The organism is Duganella sp. AC237, assembly GCF_979254035.1.
The window spans coordinates 5,783,058-5,802,393 of the sequence record NZ_CEEDEW010000003.1 but is presented as its reverse complement, the minus strand read 5'-3'; the positions used below and the strand labels follow the sequence as shown (position 1 = coordinate 5,802,393).

The 19,336-nt window shown below is 67.0% G+C and carries 21 protein-coding genes; 4 read left to right on the top strand and 17 right to left on the bottom strand.

Annotated elements, in window-relative coordinates; translation table 11 throughout:
- The 14 genes from AC0IYS_RS25730 to AC0IYS_RS25665 all read right to left on the bottom strand — a co-directional run bounded on the left by AC0IYS_RS25730 (position 1) and on the right by AC0IYS_RS25665 (position 13,532).
- Positions 1–1,071, bottom strand: coding sequence for a LytR C-terminal domain-containing protein (locus AC0IYS_RS25730; RefSeq protein ID WP_471707831.1), 1,071 nt, complete (start codon positions 1,069–1,071; stop codon positions 1–3).
- Positions 1,071–2,006, bottom strand: coding sequence for a type II secretion system F family protein (locus AC0IYS_RS25725; RefSeq protein WP_471707830.1), 936 nt, complete (start codon positions 2,004–2,006; stop codon positions 1,071–1,073). The genes AC0IYS_RS25730 and AC0IYS_RS25725 overlap by 1 nt, the downstream gene beginning before the upstream one ends.
- Before the next feature lie 9 nt (positions 2,007–2,015).
- Positions 2,016–2,990, bottom strand: a complete 975-nt coding sequence (locus AC0IYS_RS25720; protein ID WP_471707829.1) for a type II secretion system F family protein — start codon at positions 2,988–2,990, stop codon at positions 2,016–2,018.
- Between the two features lie 8 nt (positions 2,991–2,998).
- Positions 2,999–4,336, bottom strand: coding sequence for a CpaF family protein (locus tag AC0IYS_RS25715; protein ID WP_471708937.1), 1,338 nt, complete (start codon positions 4,334–4,336; stop codon positions 2,999–3,001).
- Positions 4,337–4,382: 46 nt separating this feature from the next.
- Positions 4,383–5,555 (bottom strand): AAA family ATPase, encoded by a 1,173-nt coding sequence (locus tag AC0IYS_RS25710; protein ID WP_471707828.1) that lies wholly within the window; start codon positions 5,553–5,555, stop codon positions 4,383–4,385.
- Positions 5,556–5,590: 35 nt separating this feature from the next.
- Positions 5,591–5,884, bottom strand: a complete 294-nt coding sequence (locus AC0IYS_RS25705; protein WP_471707827.1) for a hypothetical protein — start codon at positions 5,882–5,884, stop codon at positions 5,591–5,593.
- A gap of 8 nt (positions 5,885–5,892) precedes the next feature.
- Entirely contained in the window at positions 5,893–7,455 is a 1,563-nt protein-coding gene (locus AC0IYS_RS25700; RefSeq protein WP_471707826.1) for a type II and III secretion system protein family protein, read from the bottom strand.
- Positions 7,456–7,487: 32 nt separating this feature from the next.
- Positions 7,488–8,342 carry a Flp pilus assembly protein CpaB gene (cpaB, locus tag AC0IYS_RS25695; RefSeq protein WP_471707825.1) on the bottom strand — a complete coding sequence of 285 codons (855 nt, stop codon included), beginning with the start codon at positions 8,340–8,342 and terminating at the stop codon, positions 7,488–7,490.
- 55 nt (positions 8,343–8,397) lie between these two features.
- A complete protein-coding gene (locus AC0IYS_RS25690) occupies positions 8,398–9,771 on the bottom strand; it encodes an ATP-binding protein (protein ID WP_471707824.1) in 1,374 nt (457 codons plus the stop codon).
- Between the two features lie 128 nt (positions 9,772–9,899).
- Positions 9,900–10,475, bottom strand: coding sequence for an A24 family peptidase (locus tag AC0IYS_RS25685; protein ID WP_471707823.1), 576 nt, complete (start codon positions 10,473–10,475; stop codon positions 9,900–9,902).
- 107 nt (positions 10,476–10,582) lie between these two features.
- Positions 10,583–10,744 carry a Flp family type IVb pilin gene (locus AC0IYS_RS25680; RefSeq protein ID WP_471707822.1) on the bottom strand — a complete coding sequence of 54 codons (162 nt, stop codon included), beginning with the start codon at positions 10,742–10,744 and terminating at the stop codon, positions 10,583–10,585.
- A gap of 67 nt (positions 10,745–10,811) precedes the next feature.
- On the bottom strand, positions 10,812–11,129 hold the full coding sequence (locus AC0IYS_RS25675; protein WP_471707821.1) for a Flp family type IVb pilin: 318 nt from the start codon (positions 11,127–11,129) through the stop codon (positions 10,812–10,814).
- A gap of 40 nt (positions 11,130–11,169) precedes the next feature.
- Entirely contained in the window at positions 11,170–11,844 is a 675-nt protein-coding gene (locus AC0IYS_RS25670) for a response regulator (RefSeq protein WP_471707820.1), read from the bottom strand.
- Between the two features lie 14 nt (positions 11,845–11,858).
- The gene (locus AC0IYS_RS25665) at positions 11,859–13,532 is read right to left on the bottom strand and encodes a sensor histidine kinase (protein WP_471707819.1); all 1,674 of its coding nucleotides are present in this window, start codon (positions 13,530–13,532) and stop codon (positions 11,859–11,861) included.
- Between the two features lie 379 nt (positions 13,533–13,911).
- Here AC0IYS_RS25665 and AC0IYS_RS25660 point away from each other — a divergent pair, with 379 nt between their 5' ends.
- From AC0IYS_RS25660 to AC0IYS_RS25650, 3 genes are read left to right on the top strand one after another with little or no spacing between them, the layout of a single operon-like run.
- Entirely contained in the window at positions 13,912–14,391 is a 480-nt protein-coding gene (locus AC0IYS_RS25660) for a TadE/TadG family type IV pilus assembly protein (RefSeq protein ID WP_471707818.1), read from the top strand.
- Positions 14,392–14,399: 8 nt separating this feature from the next.
- Complete coding sequence (locus AC0IYS_RS25655; protein ID WP_471707817.1) at positions 14,400–15,035, top strand: TadE/TadG family type IV pilus assembly protein; 636 nt, start codon at positions 14,400–14,402, stop codon at positions 15,033–15,035.
- Complete coding sequence (locus AC0IYS_RS25650) at positions 15,035–16,411, top strand: VWA domain-containing protein (RefSeq protein WP_471707816.1); 1,377 nt, start codon at positions 15,035–15,037, stop codon at positions 16,409–16,411. Before AC0IYS_RS25655 ends, AC0IYS_RS25650 begins: the two co-directional genes overlap by 1 nt.
- Before the next feature lie 4 nt (positions 16,412–16,415).
- Here the strand turns inward: AC0IYS_RS25650 and AC0IYS_RS25645 are convergent, their stop codons facing one another.
- The 3 genes from AC0IYS_RS25645 to AC0IYS_RS25635 all read right to left on the bottom strand — a co-directional run bounded on the left by AC0IYS_RS25645 (position 16,416) and on the right by AC0IYS_RS25635 (position 18,817).
- Positions 16,416–17,150, bottom strand: a complete 735-nt coding sequence (locus AC0IYS_RS25645; RefSeq protein WP_471707815.1) for an alpha/beta hydrolase — start codon at positions 17,148–17,150, stop codon at positions 16,416–16,418.
- 17 nt (positions 17,151–17,167) lie between these two features.
- Positions 17,168–17,833 (bottom strand): DUF3108 domain-containing protein, encoded by a 666-nt coding sequence (locus AC0IYS_RS25640; protein WP_471707814.1) that lies wholly within the window; start codon positions 17,831–17,833, stop codon positions 17,168–17,170.
- A gap of 66 nt (positions 17,834–17,899) precedes the next feature.
- A complete protein-coding gene (locus AC0IYS_RS25635; RefSeq protein WP_471707813.1) occupies positions 17,900–18,817 on the bottom strand; it encodes a LysR family transcriptional regulator in 918 nt (305 codons plus the stop codon).
- 119 nt (positions 18,818–18,936) lie between these two features.
- Between AC0IYS_RS25635 and AC0IYS_RS25630 the strand changes: the two genes are divergently transcribed.
- A complete protein-coding gene (locus AC0IYS_RS25630; protein ID WP_471707812.1) occupies positions 18,937–19,332 on the top strand; it encodes a RidA family protein in 396 nt (131 codons plus the stop codon).
- The last annotated feature ends 4 nt before the right edge of the window (positions 19,333–19,336 follow it).

Here is a 19,336-nt window from a genome sequence, read left to right as displayed (position 1 = left end):
TTACTCCTGATTGAAATGGGGGGCGGCGGTGCTGTTCATTGTCAACAGCGCGACGTCGGGCAAGCGTTTGGGTGCGGCGGTTCCGGTCGCGCGGGCGGCGCGCGTGGCCCGTCCCGGCGCGACGTGGTCACGGCCCAGCACCAGGCGCAGCGCCAGGCCGCCGGGCAGGGCGCGCGCCGGCAGCAGCCGGGCGCGGCCCTTGAGCGCTGCGCGCACCAGGTCGGCGCGGTCGCGCTGGCCGGGAAGATATTCGATGATGGTGTCGCGCTGATGGTGGCCGCGTTGGTTGACGATGTCGACCCCGGCCGCCATGCCGAGCGCGCCGCTGGCCGTCAGCAGGCGCCGGGTGCGCTCGCCCAACCCGCGCGTGCCGTTGCCGTTGACGATCTGGATGCCGCCGGCGTCATCGTGCGGGTTAGCTACGGCGGAGGCCGGGGACGACGGCACCGTGGCCGATGTGGCGGCGACCGCCTGCAAGCTGAATTCGTTTGGCGCCAATGGCACCAGTTGCCAGCGCGCGCGTGCCGGGCCGTCGGCCGCGACCGGTTCGGCCGGGGCCGGCGTTGCAGCGTCCGTGGCGGCGGACAGTGTCGCGTTGGCCGTCGCCGGCGCCAAGCGCGCCAGGTTGGCGCGGGCCTGCGCGTGCAACGGATCGATGCGCAGCGCCTGCTCGAGGGCCGCGCGCGCCGGCCCGGTTTGGCCTTGCAGATAGTACAAATAGCCCAGATTGTTCAGCGGCTGGGCTTCCCTGGGAAAGTCCGCCACCAGCTGGCGCAGCAGGTCGACGGCCTCCGCCTGCCGGTCTTCGCCGGCCAGCAGCACGGCGCGGGCGTTGCGGGCGTCAAGCCGGTCGGGACGCAGCGCGATCGCGCGGGAGAAGGCGTCGTCGGCGGCGGCCTGCTCGCCGCGCTGCTGGTGGTAGCGGCCCAGGCGGTACAGTGCGTCGGCTTCGTCGCCGCCGTGCTCGACACGCATGAGTGGCGCCACCGTCCAGTGCGGCCGGGTCGGCGCGGCGCCGCAGCCTGCCAGCAAGGCGCCCAATGCCAGCAACGGTAGCAGCCGCGCGGCCATCAGTTGCTTCCCGTCAGCGACGGTATCAGGTTGCGGTAGATGTTCAGTATCGCCGGCCCCAGCAGCACTACGAACAGGCTCGGAAAAATGAAGAAGATCAGCGGGAACAGCAGTTTGAGCGAAATCTTGGCGGCCTGCTCCTCGGCGCGCTGGCGGCGCTTGGTGCGCAGCAGTTCGGACTGCACGCGCAGCGAATCGGCGATGCTGGTGCCGAAGCGGTCGGCCTGGATCAGCAGCGTCACCAGCGCCTCGACGTCCTCGACGCCGGTGCGCAGCGCCAGGTTGCGCAGCGCCTTTTCCTTGGCGCTGCCGGCGCGCAGCTCTAGGGTCACCAGTTGCAGCTCCTCGGCCAGCACCAGACTTTTGAGGCCGATCTCGTTGGCCACGCGCGCCAGCGCCGCGTCCATCGCCAGACCGGCCTCGACGCACACCGTCATCAGGTCGAGCGCGTCGGGGAAGCTTTCGAAGATGTCGCGTTGGCGTTTTTTCAGCACGTGGTTGAGCACGACGTTGGGCAGGTAGTAGCCCAGCCCGGCGGCCGAGACCAGCCACACCATTTTGAAGTCGCCGGGGCCGGAGGCGCGGCTGCTCAGGTACAGGAACACCAGCAGCGGCAAGGCAACGACCAAGCCGGTCTTGCCGGCGTAGAACAGACCGGGGGTCGACGGCGTGCGCCAGCCGGCGTTGATGAAGCGGGTGCGCACCGGCGAGTTTTCCCAGCCTTCGGCCGGCACCGACAGCTTGGCCAGCGGCGCGGCCAGATTGATGGCCGTCTCCAGCCAGCGCGCGCCGCGGCGGGTGACCTGGCTGCGTTCCTGCAGCGCCTCGAGCCGGTCCTTGACCGGGTTGGCCGTCAGCAGGCGCACCGCCAGCAGCACGCCGCCGAAGACGAACACAAACAGCACGGCCAGGAACAGGATCTGGATCAGCGTCATCAAAGCTCCTCAGACCCGGATATGGGTGATTTTGCGGATGGCCAAGACGCCGATGAGCATCATACCGGCGGCGCCGTAGAGCATCTTGCGTCCGAGCGGATCGGTGAACAAGGGATCGAGCCCGCCGGGGTTGGCCAAGGTGGCCAGGCCGCCGACGGCGAACGGCAACAGGCCCAGCACCCAGGCCGACATGCGGCCCTCGGCCGACATCACGCGCACCTGGCCGAGCAGCTTCAAGCGGTCGCGGATGATGGCGCTGATCGAGCTCAGCAGGTCGGTCAGGTTGCCGCCCGTCTCGCGCTGGATCAGCACGGCGATGACGAAGTAGCGCAGGTCGGTGCTGGGCACGCGCGTGGCCAGGTTCATCAGCGCGTCCGGCATGGCCACGCCGAAGTTGACCTCGTCGAAGACGACGCGGAACTCGGCGCCGACGACGTCGTGCATCTCCTCGCCGACCATCTTGAGCGCGGTCGGAAAGGCGTGGCCGGCGCGCATCGCCCGGCTCATCATGTCGAGCGCCTCGGGCAGCAGGCGCTCGATGGTGGTGATGCGCAGCCGGCGCGCGCGCATCGCCTCGAGCACCGGCAGCCAGCCGCACAGGCCGGCGAGCACCAGGCGCCCCACCCAGGGCAGGCCCATGCTGGAGAACACGATGAAGCCGATCAGCGCGCAGCCGCCCATCAGCGCGCACAGCTGCGCGGTGCTCATGGTGCGCCCGGCCTGCAGCAGCAGGCGGTCGAGCTTTGCGATGCCCGGCACTGCCGCCAGCAGGCGGTTGAGCGACGCATCGCGGCTGTAGGTGCGCTCCTTGGTGATCGATACGGCCAGCTCGGTGCCGCTGTCGCCGATGGCCGCGCGCAGGCGCCGCGCAACGCGCTCGGCCTCGGGGCTGCGGGTCTTGTTCCAGCCGGTGAACACGCCCCACACCAGCAGGCCGACGGCGCCGAACACGAGCGCGCCGAACAGGATCAGACGAAGGTCCATGGCGGGTCCTATTTGGTCACCGGATCGAAGGCGCCGGTCGAGACGTTGATGCCGAAGTTGCGCAGGCGCTCGATGAAGCGCGGGCGCACGCCGCTGGCGGTGTGGTGGCCGTGCACCGCGCCGTCGTCGCCCAGGCCGGTCTGCTTGAAGGTGAAGATTTCCTGCATCGTGATCATCTCGCCCTCCATGCCGGTCACCTCCTGGATCGACATGACCTTGCGCTTGCCGTCGGTCATGCGCGAGACCTGCACCACCACGCCGACGGCGCTGCTGATCTGCTGGCGCATGGCCTTGGTCGGCAGGTTGGCCGCCGCCATGCTGATCATGTTCTCCAGGCGGGTGAGGGCGTCGCGCGGGGTGTTGGCGTGGATGGTCGCCATCGAACCTTCGTGGCCGGTGTTCATGGCGCCCAGCATGTCGAGCGCCTCGGCGCCGCGCACCTCGCCCAGGATGATGCGGTCGGGCCGCATGCGCAGCGCGTTGCGCACCAGCGCGCGCTGGCTGACCTCGCCCTTGCCCTCGATGTTGGGCGGACGCGTTTCAAGACGCACGACGTGCGGCTGCTGCAGTTGCAGCTCGGCCGCGTCTTCCACCGTGACGATGCGCTCGGTGCGGCCGATGAAGCCGGAAATCACGTTGAGCATGGTGGTCTTGCCCGAGCCGGTGCCGCCGGAGATCAGGATGTTGACCTTGGCCTTGCCCAGCCCCTGCAACACCTCGGCCATGTCGGCCGTCATGCTGCCGTAGGCGACCAGGTCGGCCAGGCGCAGCGGGTCGGCCGAAAAGCGCCGGATCGACATGATCGGACCGTCGATGGCCAGCGGCGGGATGATGGCGTTGACGCGCGAGCCGTCGGGCAGGCGGGCGTCGACCATCGGACTCGATTCGTCGATGCGCCGGCCCACGCGCGAGACGATCTTGTCGATGATCTTCATCAGGTGGGCGTCGTCGCTGAAGGTGACGTCGGTCAGCTCGAGTTTGCCGCGCCGCTCGACGTAGATCTGGCGGTGGGTGTTGACCAGGATGTCGGAGACGGTCGGGTCCTCCAGCAGCGGCTCGAGCGGGCCGAAGCCGAGCATCTCGTTCTGGATGTCGCGCGTGAGCGTCTTGCGCTCGGCGTCGTTGATGACGACGGCGTCCTCCTCGAGCAGCTTTTCGACCAGGTTGCGCAGTTCGATGCGGATCTGGTCCTGGCTCAGCCGCTGCATGCTTTCGAGGTCGACCCGGTCGAGCAGCTGCGCGTGCAGGCGCTGCTTGAGCTTTTGGTAGGCGCGGTTGTCGATGGCGACGGCGCGCTGGCCGGCCACGCGGGTTTCGCCGCTTTCGAGCCGTTCGCGCAGGGAGATGGGAGGTGTGGACATGGTCGTTTAGCCTTGGTAAGGGGGCGCGGGGTCAGGCTTTGCGCGCACGCAGTTTGGACAGCCAGCCGCCGCCCTGCTGCTCGGGCGCGGCCTCGCCGCTGAGCTTGCGCGACAGTTCGACCAGCGCCACGCTCAGCGGACTGGTCGGCGCCAGCTGGATCACCGGCACGCCCTGGTTGACCGAGCGCGCGGCGGCGTCGTAGTGGTTCGGCATGGTGATGCTGACATCGGTGTCGAATGCGCCTTCGAGGTCCTTGAGCTTGATTTCGCCGCCCTTGTCGTGGCGGTTGACGATGACGCTGATCTTGTCCTTGCCGTATTCGAGCGAGCGGAACACGTTGAGCATGCGCTTGCCGTCGCGGATGTAGGGCAGGGTCGTTTGCAGCACCGGATAGATCTGGTCGGCGTGGTCGAGCGCGCGGATAGTGACCGCGTCGAGGCTGCGGCCGACGTCGAGCAGCACGAAGTCGTAGTGGCGCCGCGCCAGCTTGAGGATGGCGTCGATGTGGTCGGGCTTGACGTCGTTGGCGTGGGTCGGGTCCGACGGCGCGGCCAGCACGCCGTAGTTGGGCGTGACGTTGAGCATGCTCGAGGCCAGGAACGACGGGTCGAGCCGGTGGATCTGCTGGGCCACGTCGCTCAGGGTCGCCAGCGGCTTGTGGTCGGAGACGAACAGCGAGGCGTCGCCGAACTGCAGGTTCATGTCGATCAGCGCGACCTTGTATTTGCCGCTGGCCGCCAGCGCGTAGCCGAGGTTGGTGGCCAGGAAGGTGGCGCCGCTGCCGCCCTTGCACGAGATGAAGGCGAACACCTTGCCGTTGGCCTGGCTGCGGCGTTCGAGCTTTTCGCCGATGCGTTCGATGGCCGTGTTCAGGGTGGCGCTGGTGGCCGGCGACGGCAGCACCTCGCGCACGCCGGCGCGCATGGCCTGCATCAGGAACTCCGGGTCGCGCGCTTCGCACAGGGCCACGCAGGCGATGCGCGGGTGTTGCGCCGAGAAGCGTTCGAGCAGGTCGAGGTCGCCGTCCTCGACCGACGGGCGGTCGATGACCAGCACGTCCGGCAACTGTTCGTCGCCCAGCATCGACAGGCGCGCCACGCCGCCGCCCAGGTGGTCGACCTCGTCCGAGGGCGAGCGCGCGCGCAGCATGCGCATCACGTCGGCCAGGTGCCGCTCATCGCGGGAAATGACAGCTATCTTCAATTTGATTCCTGCTCGCTGGTGGGTGGGTCGGCCGGTTACCTGATGCCCGAACCGATGGTCGGGCCGCTTTGCTGCAAGTCCTGCGTGGTCAGGGAACGCTGGTAGTTCTCGTAGGCGGCGGCCGCCGCTTTCGCGTCGAGGCCGTTGACGGGGCGGCGGTCGTTGACGGCGGCCGGGTCCAGCGTCTGCGCGGCAACAGCCGCGCGCATGCTGGCGCCGAACTGGCGGTCAATATTGGGCGCGTTGGCGCAGGCCGACAGCGCGCAGGCAGCCGCCAGGGCCAGCAGGCGGGCGCCGCAGCGGCGCATCGAAGAAGGTTGTGCGGGCATTGGATGTCCTATTTCACGTCGAAGCCGGCCGGGCCGGGCTGTGCGGACTGCGCAGGCGGCGCGCCGCCTTCGAGCTTGCCGCGCAAGAAGAAGTCGGCGCGGCTCGGCTCACTGTAGCCGTCTGTCGGCAGTTTGGGGTTGGGCGGCAGGGGCCGGGCCAGGTGCGGCGTGACGATGAACACCAGCTCGGTGCGGTCGCTCTGGAAATCGCTGCTGCGGAACAGCGCGCCGAGCACGGGGATCTCGCCCAGTCCGGGGAAGGCCTTGATGTTGGTGGTCACGTTGTTCTTGATCAGACCGCCAATGGCGAAGCTCTGCCCGTCGAACAGCTGCACCGTGGTGCTGGCGCGGCGCGTGGTAAACGATGGCAACACGGTCGTCGCTGCGCTGTTGCCGCTGGCGATGCCGACGCCTTCGCGGTTCAGTTCGGACACCTCGGGGGCCACCTTCAGGTTGATGCGTCCGCCCTCGAGCACCGTTGGCGTGAATTTGACCGCCACGCCGTATTCCTTTTCCTCGAGTGTGATGGTGGGGGTGCCGCCGGCGTTGCTTTGCGCGACGGGAATATAGATCTTGCCGCCGGCCAGGAAGCTGGCCTCCTGGCCGCTGATGGCCATCACCGTCGGCTCGGCCAGGATCTTGACCAGGCCGTCGTTCTTTTGCGCGTCGAAGGTGAGGAACTTGCCGTTCTTGCCGTTGAAGGCGTCGAGCTTGCCGGGGTTGCCGCTGAGCAGATTGCTCAGCAGGGTGTAGGTCCAGCTGCCGCTGTTGCCCACCAGGCCGACGCTGGCGCCGAGCTGGTCGACCAAGGTCTTGGAAATTTCGGCGATGCGCACCTCCAGCATCACCTGTTGCGGCGCCGCCACGGCCAGCATATTGATGACGCGCCCGCCCGCGCCGCCGGCGCCGGTCGGGGAGGCTGGGGCCGCCGCGCTGGTGGCCGGCGTGGCCGACGACAACAGCGCGGCCGGATCGGCGCCGCCCGCCGCCGGAGCCGCCGGGGCCGCCGGGGCCGACCCCGCGCCGGGACGGCTGTTGCGCTGCAGGTAGGCGCCGGCCACCGACACGATCTGGGCCGCCTTGACCGAATCGCTCACCACGCCCGACAGGATCAACGCGCCGCCGGAGACGGTGATGTGGATGTCTTTCTCGGTCGGGAACAGCTGGTCGAACTGCTGGCGCAGCGCTGTGCTGTCGAGGCCGACGACGATGTCGATGATGGTGGCCTGGTTGGCCTTGTTCCACAGGATCAGGTTGGTCGAACCGGTCGATTTACCCAGCAAATACACTTCGCTCGGATTGAGCAGGATCACGTCGGCCACCTTGGCGTCGCCGACGGCCAGCCGCGCCACCGGATAGGGCAGGTGCATCAGGGTCGACTTGCCTTCGGACAAGGTCATCAGCGCGGCCAGTTCGGTGCCGCGCGCGGCGGTGAGGGCGGGGGCGGAAGCGATGGGCGCGGGGGCCGCGTTCGCCAGTGCCGGCAGCGCGCACAGCACGGCCACGGTGGCGCATGCCAGCAGCGGGAGACGGGAGGGCGCCGGCCGGGCCGCGCGCGTGGTTGCAGTCATCAAGGCTATCTCTCTGGTGAGGGCTGTATCGTTTAGAACTGCTGGGAACTGCGGTCGAGGCCTTTGATCATTTCCACCTTGTCGCCGGCCGGCGCCGGCCGCGGCGCGGCCGGTCGTGGCGCAGCGGCTGCCGGGGCCGGTGCCGGCGCTGGCGCGTGCGCCACCGGCTGTGGTTTGCCCTCGTCGAGCAGGCTGCTCTTGGTGGCGCCCTCGGTGTTGGCCGACAGCGGATCGATCTGGTTGCGCAGCACCAGCGACAGCGTGCCGACGCTGCGCGCCAGGTCGAGCTTTTCAACCTGCTCCGGCGTCAGCTCCAGTGTCACGGCGTTGACCACCTTGGGCTTGGTGTCGTCGCGGTTCGATTCCTGCGCGATGGCCAGCACCAGGATGCGTTCGAGCACGATCTTGGAGATCGCCTGCTCGCGCACGCCGTTGTCGCCGCCGCTCTCGCTCTGGGTGTTGACCAGGATGTCGACGAAGTTGCCCGGCAGCGCGAAGCCGGCCACGCCGACAACGTCGTTGACGCGCACCGTCATGGCGCGCTTGCCGGCCGCCACCACGGCCGACAGGCCGCCGCTGGTGCCGGCCGGGGCCAGCTTGCTTTCCATTAGCGGCTCGCCGCGCAGGATGTTGGTGCGCGTGATGCGGCCTTCGAGCGACTTGGCGTCGACGATGGCGCCGGGCGGCATCGAGTTCACCGGCCAGTCGACCATGTGGATCAGCTCGGGCGCGACGCGCGTGCCCATGCCGATGTCGAGCAGCGCCACGGCGACCTTGTTGCTGTTGCTGGCCGACTGGCCGGCGATCCACTGCGCGGCCAGCACCACCGCCGCCAGCGCCATCACCAGCGCCACCGCTATCATCGTCAAGGCCCGCGTATTTCTCATGCTGTGCTTTCGTGGTTATTCGTCGTTGTTGCCTGCGGGCGCGGCCAGGCGCCAGTTAGGCCGTTGGCGGCTGGTCGCGGCGGTCGCGTTCTTTTTTCTGCTGATCGTTGACCCGGCGCGCGCCGGCGCCGGCGAAGTAGTTGTTCCACGCCCAGTCGAGCGCGCGCCGGTCGACGCGCGCGGGCGCACCCTCGTAGCGGGCCAGGTCGCGTACCTGACGAATCAGGTCGCGCGGATAGCAGGCCAGCAGCGGCGTGTCTTCTTTCGCGTGGTGTTCGCTGAGCAGGTAGGCAAAGGCGTCGGCATCGAACTCCATGCCGTATTGCGTGCACGCCTGTCTGAAAAGCAGCTCATATTCCGCCTGGGTTTGGGGCGGCACTTCGATCTTGTAGGCCAGCCGGCGCAGAAAGGCGCCGTCGGATAATCGCTCTGGCAAGAAGTTCGAGGAGAATACCACGACCACATCAAAAGGTACCTGAAAAATGTGGCCTGTATGCAACGAAAGATAATCCACGCCACGATCCATCGGCACGATCCAGCGGTTCATCAGCTCCAGCGGCGAGCAGCGCTGGCGCCCCAGGTCGTCGATGATGAAGATGCCGTTGTTGGCTTTGAGATGCGGCGGCGCCTGGTACAGGCGGGTGTTGGGGTCGAAGCGCAGGTCCAGCATTTCGAGCGTGAGCTCGCCGCCGGTGAGGGCGGCCGGACGCTGCACGCCGCGCACCCAGCGCGCGTCGAGCTGGCGCAGCAGCTCGCCGCCCTCGGCCGGCTCGGGCGGCTGGTCGCCGGCGGCCGCGCGGTGCTGGACCGGGTCGTAGAACGGCACCACCTCGCCATCGATCATGATGGCGTGGGGCACGGCGATGACGCCGTGCAGCAGGCTGCACAGGCGCTCGGCCAGGAACGTTTTACCGCTGCCGGCCAGGCCGTAGATGAACATCGCGCGGCCCGAGTTCATCGCCGCGCCCATTTGGTCGAGCACGGCCTGGTTGGCGACCACGTCGTGAAAGCCGGCGCGCACGTGCTCGCGCGTGACGTGCAGGTGGCGCACGCTTTGCGCGGCCACCTGGGCCACGTAGGCGGCCAGGGTGACCGGCGCCGGGCCGGCGTAGGCGTTGCGGTTGAGGCAGGCGACGGCGCGCTGCGCGCCCGCTTCGGTGAGGTTGTAGGTGAGGTCGGCGTCGGTGCCGCTGTGGCCGCTACGCGTGACCTCGACCAGTTTTTCAGTCTTTAGGAAGGTCACCAGCGGCGTGATGGCGCTGATGCTCAATTTCAAGTGGCTAGCCAGTTCGGGCAGCCGCACTTGTCCGCGCTGGAACAGGACCTTGGCCACCAGTTCGGTCAGGAACAGGAATGGCAGTCCAGTTTCCTCGATGCTGCGTGGCGCGCGGGCGTTGGCCGGCGCGTCGCGCTCGGCTGTGGCGGCCATGAGGTCCGGCTCGGCGTGCATGAATTCCTTGTCGTGATACGGATATGAAGATTGTCGGCAGATAATTGATCCAGGTCAACATCATGCGCGGTTCATGTGTATCGCGTGGCTAAAAAAAGACACACTTCTCAGGAAAACAACGCTTGCCCGTGCATAGCGCCCCACACCAAGTAGGGCAGGGTGCCGGCCGCGATGGCCAGCGCGTACGGCAGGCGGCCGCTGGCCTCCGCCGGCGCCTCGATCTTGATCGCCTCACCCCCGAGGCGGCGCATCAGTGCGTACACGCCCATGTGGTAGGTGTTGCGCACCATCGCGCGCAGGCGGCCGTTCCAGGCCGCGACCGCCAGCGCCAGCACGCCGCCGGCCAACAAGGTCAGCAGCACGCTGACGACGGTTCCCCACGGTCCCAGGAAAGCGCCCACCATGGCCATGAGTTTGACGTCGCCGGCGCCGAGCGCGCGCATGGCGTACATCGGCACCAGCAGCGCGAGCCCGGTCGCCAGGCCGGCCAGCGACCCCAGGAAGCCGATCCCGCCCTGCGGCGCGATGAACAGGCCGGCGCCGTTCGGATAGAGGCAGTTGAGCGCGATGCCCAGCACGGCGCCGCCGAACACCAGCGTGTTGGGGATGCGGCGCGCGCGCAGGTCGTTCCAGACGGCCAGCGCCAGCAGGGTGCACAGCAGGATCAGGGGCAGCTTGTTCATGACGCGTTGGACCGGAAAGGGGAGATGCTGCGATAGTAGCGCAGCGTGTTTGCGCCAGGCAAAAAAAAGACCGGCGTTGGCCGGTCTTGCGGTGTCGCTTGCAGCGATTAACGCAGTGCAGCGATGACGGCGTCGAACTTGGCCTTGAGCAGCGGACCCATCGTCGTGGCGGCGGCGCCGGCGACGACGGCGATGCCGGCGGCGATCAGAGCGTATTCGATGGCGGTGACACCGGCTTCGTCATTGATGAAATTTTTGATGGCGTTCATGGTCGTTCCTTCGATGTATGTATGTGAGATTGCGAAATGGTGTTACGGCATTCCACTAAAACGGGGGTCAGGTTTTAGGTCCTAAGACTGCTAGCAGCGTAATGATGACCACCACTGAAACGAGCGCGCCGATCAATGCATATTCGATCAGGCTGGCGCCGCCGGCGTCGCCGATGAACCGGCCGATGTCGCGTCCCCTGCCTTTTGATCCTTGCATCCCGCACTCCTGTTGGTCGTTCCTGGCTGATTTCCTCTCAGCTGTTTCAAGTTCGCTGCTGATGTATTGAATTCTACGGAAGCCCGTCTTGATCCACATCAGACGGATGTCACTTTGTCGGGGGAGGATTGTCACGATGTGCGCCGGCCGCGCCGTGACAAATGTCACGGGGGCGGCCTTTGGCGCGGTGTTGCGGGGAGGAGGGCGTCTAGGAGGCGTTCAAGCCGTGCCGGGTGGCGTAGACGTACAGTTCGAGGCGGTTGGCCACGCCCAGCTTTTGGTAGATCGTGGTCAGGTTGTTGCGCAGGGTCGGCTCGGCGATGAACAGCCTGGCGGCCAGCTCCTTGTTGGGCGCGCCGTTGCTGTCGGCGACGACGGCGACGATCTTGCGCTCCTTGGGCGTGAGCGTGGCGATGCGCGGCGCCTCGGGATCGGCCGGCGCCGCCGTGACCATCTTGTTGAGCAGCGCGTGGGTCAGCGCCGGGTCCAGGCACAGCTCGCCCCGATGGACTTGCCGGATTGCCGCCAGCACCACCTCGGCCGGCGCCTCCTTGCCGACCACGCCGCGCGCGCCCAGGCGCACCGCCTCGCCCAGCAGCGCCTGGTCGCGGTTGCCGCTGAGGATCAGCACGCGCGCGCCGCTGTCGGCCAGCAGCGCCGGCAGGATCTCGATCGAACTGCGGCCCTCGAGGTCGAGGTCGAGCACGATCAGGTCCGGGCGCAGCCGGCGCGCCTCCAGCAGCGCGCTGTCGTTGTTGTGGGCGGTGCCGACCAGTTGCAGCTCGGCGCCGGCGCTCTCGACCAGTTTTTCGAGGCCCCACAGCATGGTTTTGTGGTCGTCCACCAACAGCAGGCGGATCGGGGTGGCGGTGGCAGTGCTCATGAGGTAGTTCCAGGTTAGACCGGAATGGCAACGCTGACCACCGTGGCGCCGCGCGCCAGGTGTTCGATCGCTATCGTACCGCCCAGCGCGGCGGTGCGCTCGGCGATCGAACCGGGCAGGAATGGGGCCGCTGGCGGTTCCGGACTGTCGTTTTCGATGCGGATCAGCAGCTGGCCGTCGACATTGCTCAGGTCGACCAGCCCGCCGCGCGCCCGCGTGTGCTTACGGATATTGCTCATGCCTTCATTCACGATCTGGAACACCTCGGCGGCCAGGCGGTCGCTCACGCTCAGGTCGTCCGCCGCCCGCACCTCGATGGTGATGCCGTAGAAGGCGCGCACCTGGCCGGCCTGGCGGCGCAGCGCCACCAGCAGTTCGGCCTCCTGGCGCGCCGCGCCCTGGCGCACGGTTTTGGCGAATGCGCGCATGTCGGCGATGACCTGGCCGGTCATGTCGAGCAAGCGGTCCAGTTCGGCGGCGGCCGCGTGCTCGGCCTCCAGGCTCTGGCGCACCGCACTGATGCCGTGGCGCAGGCCGATGTAGGGCTGGATGGTGCTGTCGTGCAGGTCGCGGGCGATCTTTTGCCGTTCGCGGAAGGCGGCGTCGGACGCCAGGCGGTCGAGCAGCATGATGTTTTCGATGACCGGGAACACCTGCGCCGCCAGCTGCTGCAGGAACACGGCGTCGCCCCGGTTGAGGCGTTGCTGGTCCGACACCAGATAGATGCGGCCCTCGCCCTTGCGCAGCGGCAGCGGCGCGCTGACGAACGAGGCCGCGTCGAGCAGGTCTGCCAGCGGCTCGACGGCGTCCGCGCCGAGCCGCTGCCAGGCCGGCGCGCCGCTGCCGCGCTGCCCCGCCTCAAGCGTGCGCGGCAGGCGCGGGTGCAGCGCCCGCGTGTAGTGCACCAGCACGTCGTCGCCGAACGCCAGCAGCGGCGCGGCGGCGGCCTCGCTGAGCATGGATTGGGCGCCTTGGCGCGCTTGTCCGCGCGCGCTGGTCGAATGCAGGCGCCACAGATCTTCCGGTCCGTCGCGCATCAATAGCAGGCACTGGCTGGCATGGTGGAAGTCGCGCGTCTGGTGCAGGATCGAGGCGATGGTCTGGTCGACGCCGAAGCGCGGATTGGACAGCTGGCTGACCTCGCGCAGCAGGGCCAGGCGGCGCCGCTGGATCAGGCCGAGGCCGCCCCAGTAGGCGATCATGTAGCCGAGCGCGAGCACGAAGGTGGTGCGCAACCACAGCTGGCCCTGGTTGGTGCTGTTGTTGGCCAGCCACGTCGCCACCGTCAGCGCCGCCGCCGCCGCCAGCGTGATGCGCGCGCCCTCGTCGAAACCCCATTGGAACGACGAGGTCAGGATCACGAAGAAGAAAAATGGGTAGAAATAGCTGCTGCCGCCGCCAGTGCAGTAAATCATCAGGCAGTACCAGCCCAGGTCGAGCCAATAGACGACTTTGCCATGCCAGAACGGGTTGCCGTGGTAGCGCACCGCCACCAGCAAGGTGGCGCTGTGCAGCAGGTAGCCGATGAAGATTACCCAGGTCAGTGCGCCTTGGCGCTCGTAGGCGCCCATGTCGTCAGGTGCGATGAACAAAGTCAGCAGCGCCGAGACGGCCAGCACCAGACGCATGATGAAAATCATCGAGGCGCCGGCGACGTCGTTGTTGCGCGGTTGTGCTGCTATTTGCATGAAAGTTGTGGCTAAGCTGTCCAATGTGTGGCTCTCTAACGGCCCATGGAGCTTATACGGTTGCCCGAGAGCATTGGTTTCACTATAGTGAACATATATTAAATGATCGTCAAAATAGTTGCGCTGGCGACACGTCGGAGTCTACGCACAGAAGCATGTCCTGTCTAGCCGGATCTAGCACAGTGCGCGTGGATGATGTTGAGGAAAAACATTAAATGTCTACGCGAAACAAAATAAGCGCGCTACAATGCCTGTACCGCCACCCCGATCCAGTGGCGCCGGCGCCGGTATGCAAGCCACCGGAATCGCCTCCACCACAGTGCCGCGCCGCATGCGCTCTTGCCTGTCCCCCTGCTGTCCGCCTCACGGAAGCCTTGTTATGAATGTATCCAGATACCCGCGCGCGCGCCAGAAGGGCTCGGCAGCGGTCGAAATGGCGTTTATCGCGCCGGTGTTGTTTTTGCTGCTCATGGCCGTGTTCGAGTTCTCGATCATCTTCTTCACGTCGCTGACGATGCAGTACGCCGTGCGCGAGGGCTCGCGCTACGCCATCACCGGCCAGAGCGACCGCGACCCGGCCGCCAGCAACCGCCAGCGCTACCTGGCCATCATCCAGTCGATCAAGGACAATTCGGTGGGAATGTACGATTCGGTCAACCCCGTCATCACGGTCAACAACACCACCTACGCCACCGCCAACGCCTATTCGGCAACGATGTTCGGCGGCCCGGACGACGTGGTCGTCATCCGCCTCGATTGCAGCTGGCGGATCGTTACGCCGATCATCGGCGCGATGTTCCCGAACGGGACTTTGAAGTTTTCCGTGGCGACGACGATGCGCAACGAGACCTACCAATGAGGCGCCGTATGCCACTCCACACGCCCCCCCACATGCCGCGCCGCCGCGCCGGCGGCGTGGCCGCCGTCGAGTTCGCGCTGTGGCTGCCGCTGCTGCTGCTGCTGATCGTCGCGCTGGTCGACATCGCGCGCGGCGTGCAGGCCAATATGATCCTGATTAACCTGAGCCGGGAGGGCGCCAACCTGGCCTCGCGCGGCAAGCTGCAATTGTCGGAGAACGCGCAGGTCATCATCGGCCAGGTCGCCGCCTCGGGCTCGCCGCTGGACATGAACGAGCGCGGCATGATCTATGTGACCCGCATCATGGGGCTGGCCAGCAACGGCACCACGCGCAGCATCGTGCTCGAGCAGTACCGCTGGGACGACTCGGTCAACAACCGCGGCTTCCGCGTCAGCGGCTACGCGCCCGCGAGCAAGATCTGGACGTGCGGCAGCTGGGCCGGCGCCGTGGCCGGCACCTGCGCGGTGCCGACCGGCGCCAACGCGCCGGCGGTGTCGCTGATGAGCGGCTCGCTCGCCGACGGCGAGGTGATCTACGTGGTCGAGACGTTCTACAAATTCAACATGGTGTTCGCGCCATTTTCCCTCGGCTCGGTGTCGACTTCGACCATCGGCCCCGACCTCTACTCGATGACGGTGTTCTGATGAGACGCTTTTCCAAACCCCAACAACGCGGCATGGTGACGGTGCTGCTGGCGATCTGCGTGACGGTGCTGATCGCCTTCGTCGGACTGGTCCTCAGCGCCGGCCTGAGCTACATGATCAAGTCCAAGCTCAACGCGGCCACCGACGCCGCCAGCCTGGCCGCCGCGCGCGCCACCAGCATCGGCGGCGACCAGGCCACGCAGACGGCCAACGCGCGGGCGGCGGCGACGCGGTTTTTCAACGCCAACTTCCCGGCCAACTATTTGTTGTCGACCCCCACGCTCAACGAGACCCAGGTGAGTTTCAACGGCGGCGAGGTGACGATCAACGTCAGCGCCTCGGCCACTATGCCGAGCGTGCTGATGGGCGGTGTGGTGTCCGGGCCGCTCTCGCCAGGTGTGCTGACCGAGACCAAGCGCAAGGACCTCGACATGGTCATCACGCTCGACACCTCCGGTTCGCTCAGCGGCCAGGCGGCCACCGTGCGCAGCTCGGCGATCACCTTCCTCAAGCAATTCAATTCGGAGCGCGACCGGGTCGGCCTGCTGCATTTTTCCTACGGCGCCGTGCTCGACGATCCGATACGTCCGATCTTGCGCGGTTTCGACCGCACCAGCATGACCAACCACATCAAGGGGTACTCGTTCACCGGCTCGACGGCTTCGCCCGAAGGCATGTTCATGGCGCGCGAGCAGATCAACAGCGTGCCGACGGCGAACCTGAATCGCTCCAACCTGCGCGTGATCGTGTTCTTCTCGGACGGCGCGCCCAATTCCTTCGGCAGCTATCTGACGTGGAACAACGGTGTCAACTGCAAAACACCCGGCACCGTGACCACCGATGACGACGGTAGCGGCGAGCCTGGCGGCTTGTACAAACTCGACCAGCAATCCGACGACGTTGGCGGCGGCTGCACCCCGGAGACGGAGAACAACCCCACCTATCTGAAGAACCGCGCCTCCGCGCTGCCGGCCTTCTACAACGCGCACGTTCCGTATGACAGGTACATCGACCCGACGACGAAATACGAGTACCCGATCGTGACCAACTCGCCGCGCGTGGTGACCAACGCGATCACCTACCGCAATGTCAACCGCGCCGCGCGCAACCTGGTCGAGGCGATGGCGGCCAAATCGCGCGACGAGGGGATCTTCGTCTTCACGCTCGGACTGGGCTCGGCGCTCAAGGCCGGCAGTGGCGCCGATGGCGAGAAGGGCGAAGACACGCTCAAATGCATGGCCAATGCCACCGACGCGCCGAGCCGCTGCTTCAACCCCGCCAAGCCGATCGGGGTCTACTGCTACGCCGCCACCCAGGCCGACCTGACGCCATGCTTCTCCAAGCTGGCGAGTGCCATCCTGCGCATTTCGAAGTAAGCCATCAGCGCGCGGCGATCCGGCGCAGCGCCTTGTACGCGACCGGCGCCGGCACCACGTGGGCGCCGTCGAATTCCGTGTATTGCACCTCGTAGTCCTCGCGCGCGAGCTGGCTGGCGATGGCGCGTCCCTGCGTGACCGGCAGCACCTGGTCGCCGGCGCCGTGGGCGACGAAAATGCGCGGCCGTCCGACGCGCCGCATCGGTTTCATGAAGCCGGGCGAAAACGCCACGATGTCGCTGAACAGATCCCCGTTCATCAAGCCGACCGACAGCGCGTAGGAAGCGCCGTCGGAAAAGCCGCCGATCACCAGCGCGTCCGGATCGACGCTGTAGCGCCGCATGGTCCACGCCAGCACGCGGTCGAGGAAGGCCAGGTCGGGACCGTAGCCGCCCCGTATCACGTCCCAGCTATCGGTCAGCGAGCGCGGTATCAGCAGCAGCGCGCCGTGGCGTTGCGCGTGCGCGATGGCGCTGTCGTCGGCGCCGCCGAGCAATTGGCGCACGCCGTGCAGCAGCACGATCAATTGCAACGGACGCGCGGGCGCGCCGTCGACCGGGGACGGCACGTGCAGCACCGCTTGGCGGCCGTTGGCGAAGGCCAGCGTGTGGCGCCCTGGCGGCAGTTGCAGCGGCGGCGGCTGCTCGAGCAGCGCCAGCGGCCGCAACGCCGGACGGGCGCGCAGCCGGCCGTCGCTATGCGGGCCGGGCGGGGTCGGGGAAGGGGACTGCGTGGCCACGGTGCGTCCCCACGCCGTTACTTGTTGCGGACGTAGGAGGTCAGCTCCCAGCTGTCGCGGTTGAAAGTGCGGCCCTGCCAGTCGGTGTCGCGGTAGTCGAGCTTGACGAAGTTGTTCAGTTCCGGAGCGAACCAGACCGTCTCAGTCAGCTGGCCGTTGCCGCCGTTGCTGTTGGTTTCGTCGCCGCGGTAGAGCGCCTCGACCACCACCTTGATGGCGTCGAATTCGCCGGCCGGCGTCTTGATTTTTTCCCAGTCCAGCACCTTGCCCTTGATGCTGTAGCGCCAGTGCTTGCCCTGTTTCGGGTTGTCGCCGGTGACCTCGGTGTTCCATTCCTTGCCGGGCGTGAGCGGGAAGGCGTAGCGCGCGAACGACGGCGAGAAGTGCATCGCGCCACGGTCGACCGGGTTCATTTCGGGGCTGAAGAGCTGCTTGGCCACCAGCGCGTTGCCCGCCGCCCGCCGCACCTCCACATGCACGCCGGCGTCGTCGATGGCGGTCACCTCCATCTTGTTGACGTTGCCTTTGACGCCTTTCCAGACGTCCGTGTACTGGTAGGTCCAGGAGTCGCCGACGGCGGGCGTGGGCGTCGGCGCGGGCAAGTGGGCCTCGGCCAGTGCGAACGGTCCGGCCAGGACCAGGCAAAAGGCGATACAACTTTTCAAGGTGATGCTGTTGCGCATACTGTCTCCTTTAATTGTAATTTGTTCGACAACGTTATCACAATCCGAGACGCTCTCATCGGCTTTTCATCGGGCCCCGATGGGCGCATGCTCCTTCATCAGCTCGGCCACCCAGTCGATGAACACGCGCAGCCTGGTGCTGACGTAGCGGTTCTGCGGATACGCCACGTGCAGCGGCATGGGGGCGAGGCGCCAGTCCTCCAGCAGCGGCAGCAGTTCGCCGCCGGCCACATGGGGTTTGGCCATATAGCGCGGCAGCCACAGCACGCCCATGCCGGCCAGGCCGGCCGCCAGATAGGCGTTGCCGTCGTCGACGGCGACCACGTAGCGGCCCTCGATGGTCAGCGTCTCGTCGCCGCGGCGCAACACCACCGGATAGGTCTTGCCGGTGCGGCCCCATAAAAAACCGACCACGCGATGCGCGCCGTGTTCCAGCTCGCGCGGATGGGCGGGCACGGCGTTGCGTGCCAGATACGCCGGCGCCGCGTACACGCCCAGTTGCAGGTCGCCGACGTGGCGCGCCTTCAACGACAGGTCGCGCAGTTCGCCGCCGCGTATCACGCAATCGACGCTCTCGCCGATCAGGTCGATCGTGCGGTCGCTGACGCCCATGTCGATTTGCAGGTCGGGATAGCGGGCGTGGAACGCCGGCAGCGCCGGCATCAGGATCATGCGCGCCAGCGGACTGGGGACGTCGATCTTGAGCTTGCCCTTGGGCTGGGCCGAGGCGTGGGACAGGCCCGATTCGGTGTCGTCGAGGTCGGCCAGCAGGCGCACCACGCGCTCGTAATACGCCGCGCCGTCGGCCGTCACGTTGACCTTGCGCGTGGTGCGGTTGAGCAGCTTGACGCGCAGGCGCGCCTCGAGCTGCTGCACCAGCTGGGTGGCGCTGGTGCGGCTGATGTGGAGCGTCTCGGCCGCCTTCGTGAAGCTGCCGGTCTCCACCACCCGGACGAACGCCGTCATCGCATCGAACCTGTCCATGTCGTCTCCCTCAATTGATTGTTTGGATTATACAAACAGTGATGGGATATTTCTGGCGTTTATCTTCAGTTTGATTGCCATTAGACTGACGGTCTTCTAAACAGTTTGAGGAGTTACCCATGGCAACCCGTGATGTTGTTTCCCCGCCAGGCCGCCACGCCCTGTATGAAAAGCACCGCTACTCGCCGGCCGTGCGCGCCGACGGCCTGCTGTTCGTGTCCGGACAGGTCGGCAGCCGCGAGGATGGCTCGCCGGAGCCGGATTTGAAGGCGCAGGTGCGGCTGGCGTTCCAGAACCTCAACGCGATCCTGGCCGCCGCCGGCTGCACATTCGACGATGTGGTCGATGTCACCATCTTCATGATCAATCCGGACCAGGTCTTCGAAATGATATGGGGCGACGTGGCGCCCGAGTTTTGGGGCCAGGCGCCGTTCCCGACCGCCACCGTGGTCGGCGTGACGTGGCTGGCCGGCTTCCAGTTCGAGATCAAGGTGGTGGCGAAGTTGCCCAAGTAATCCG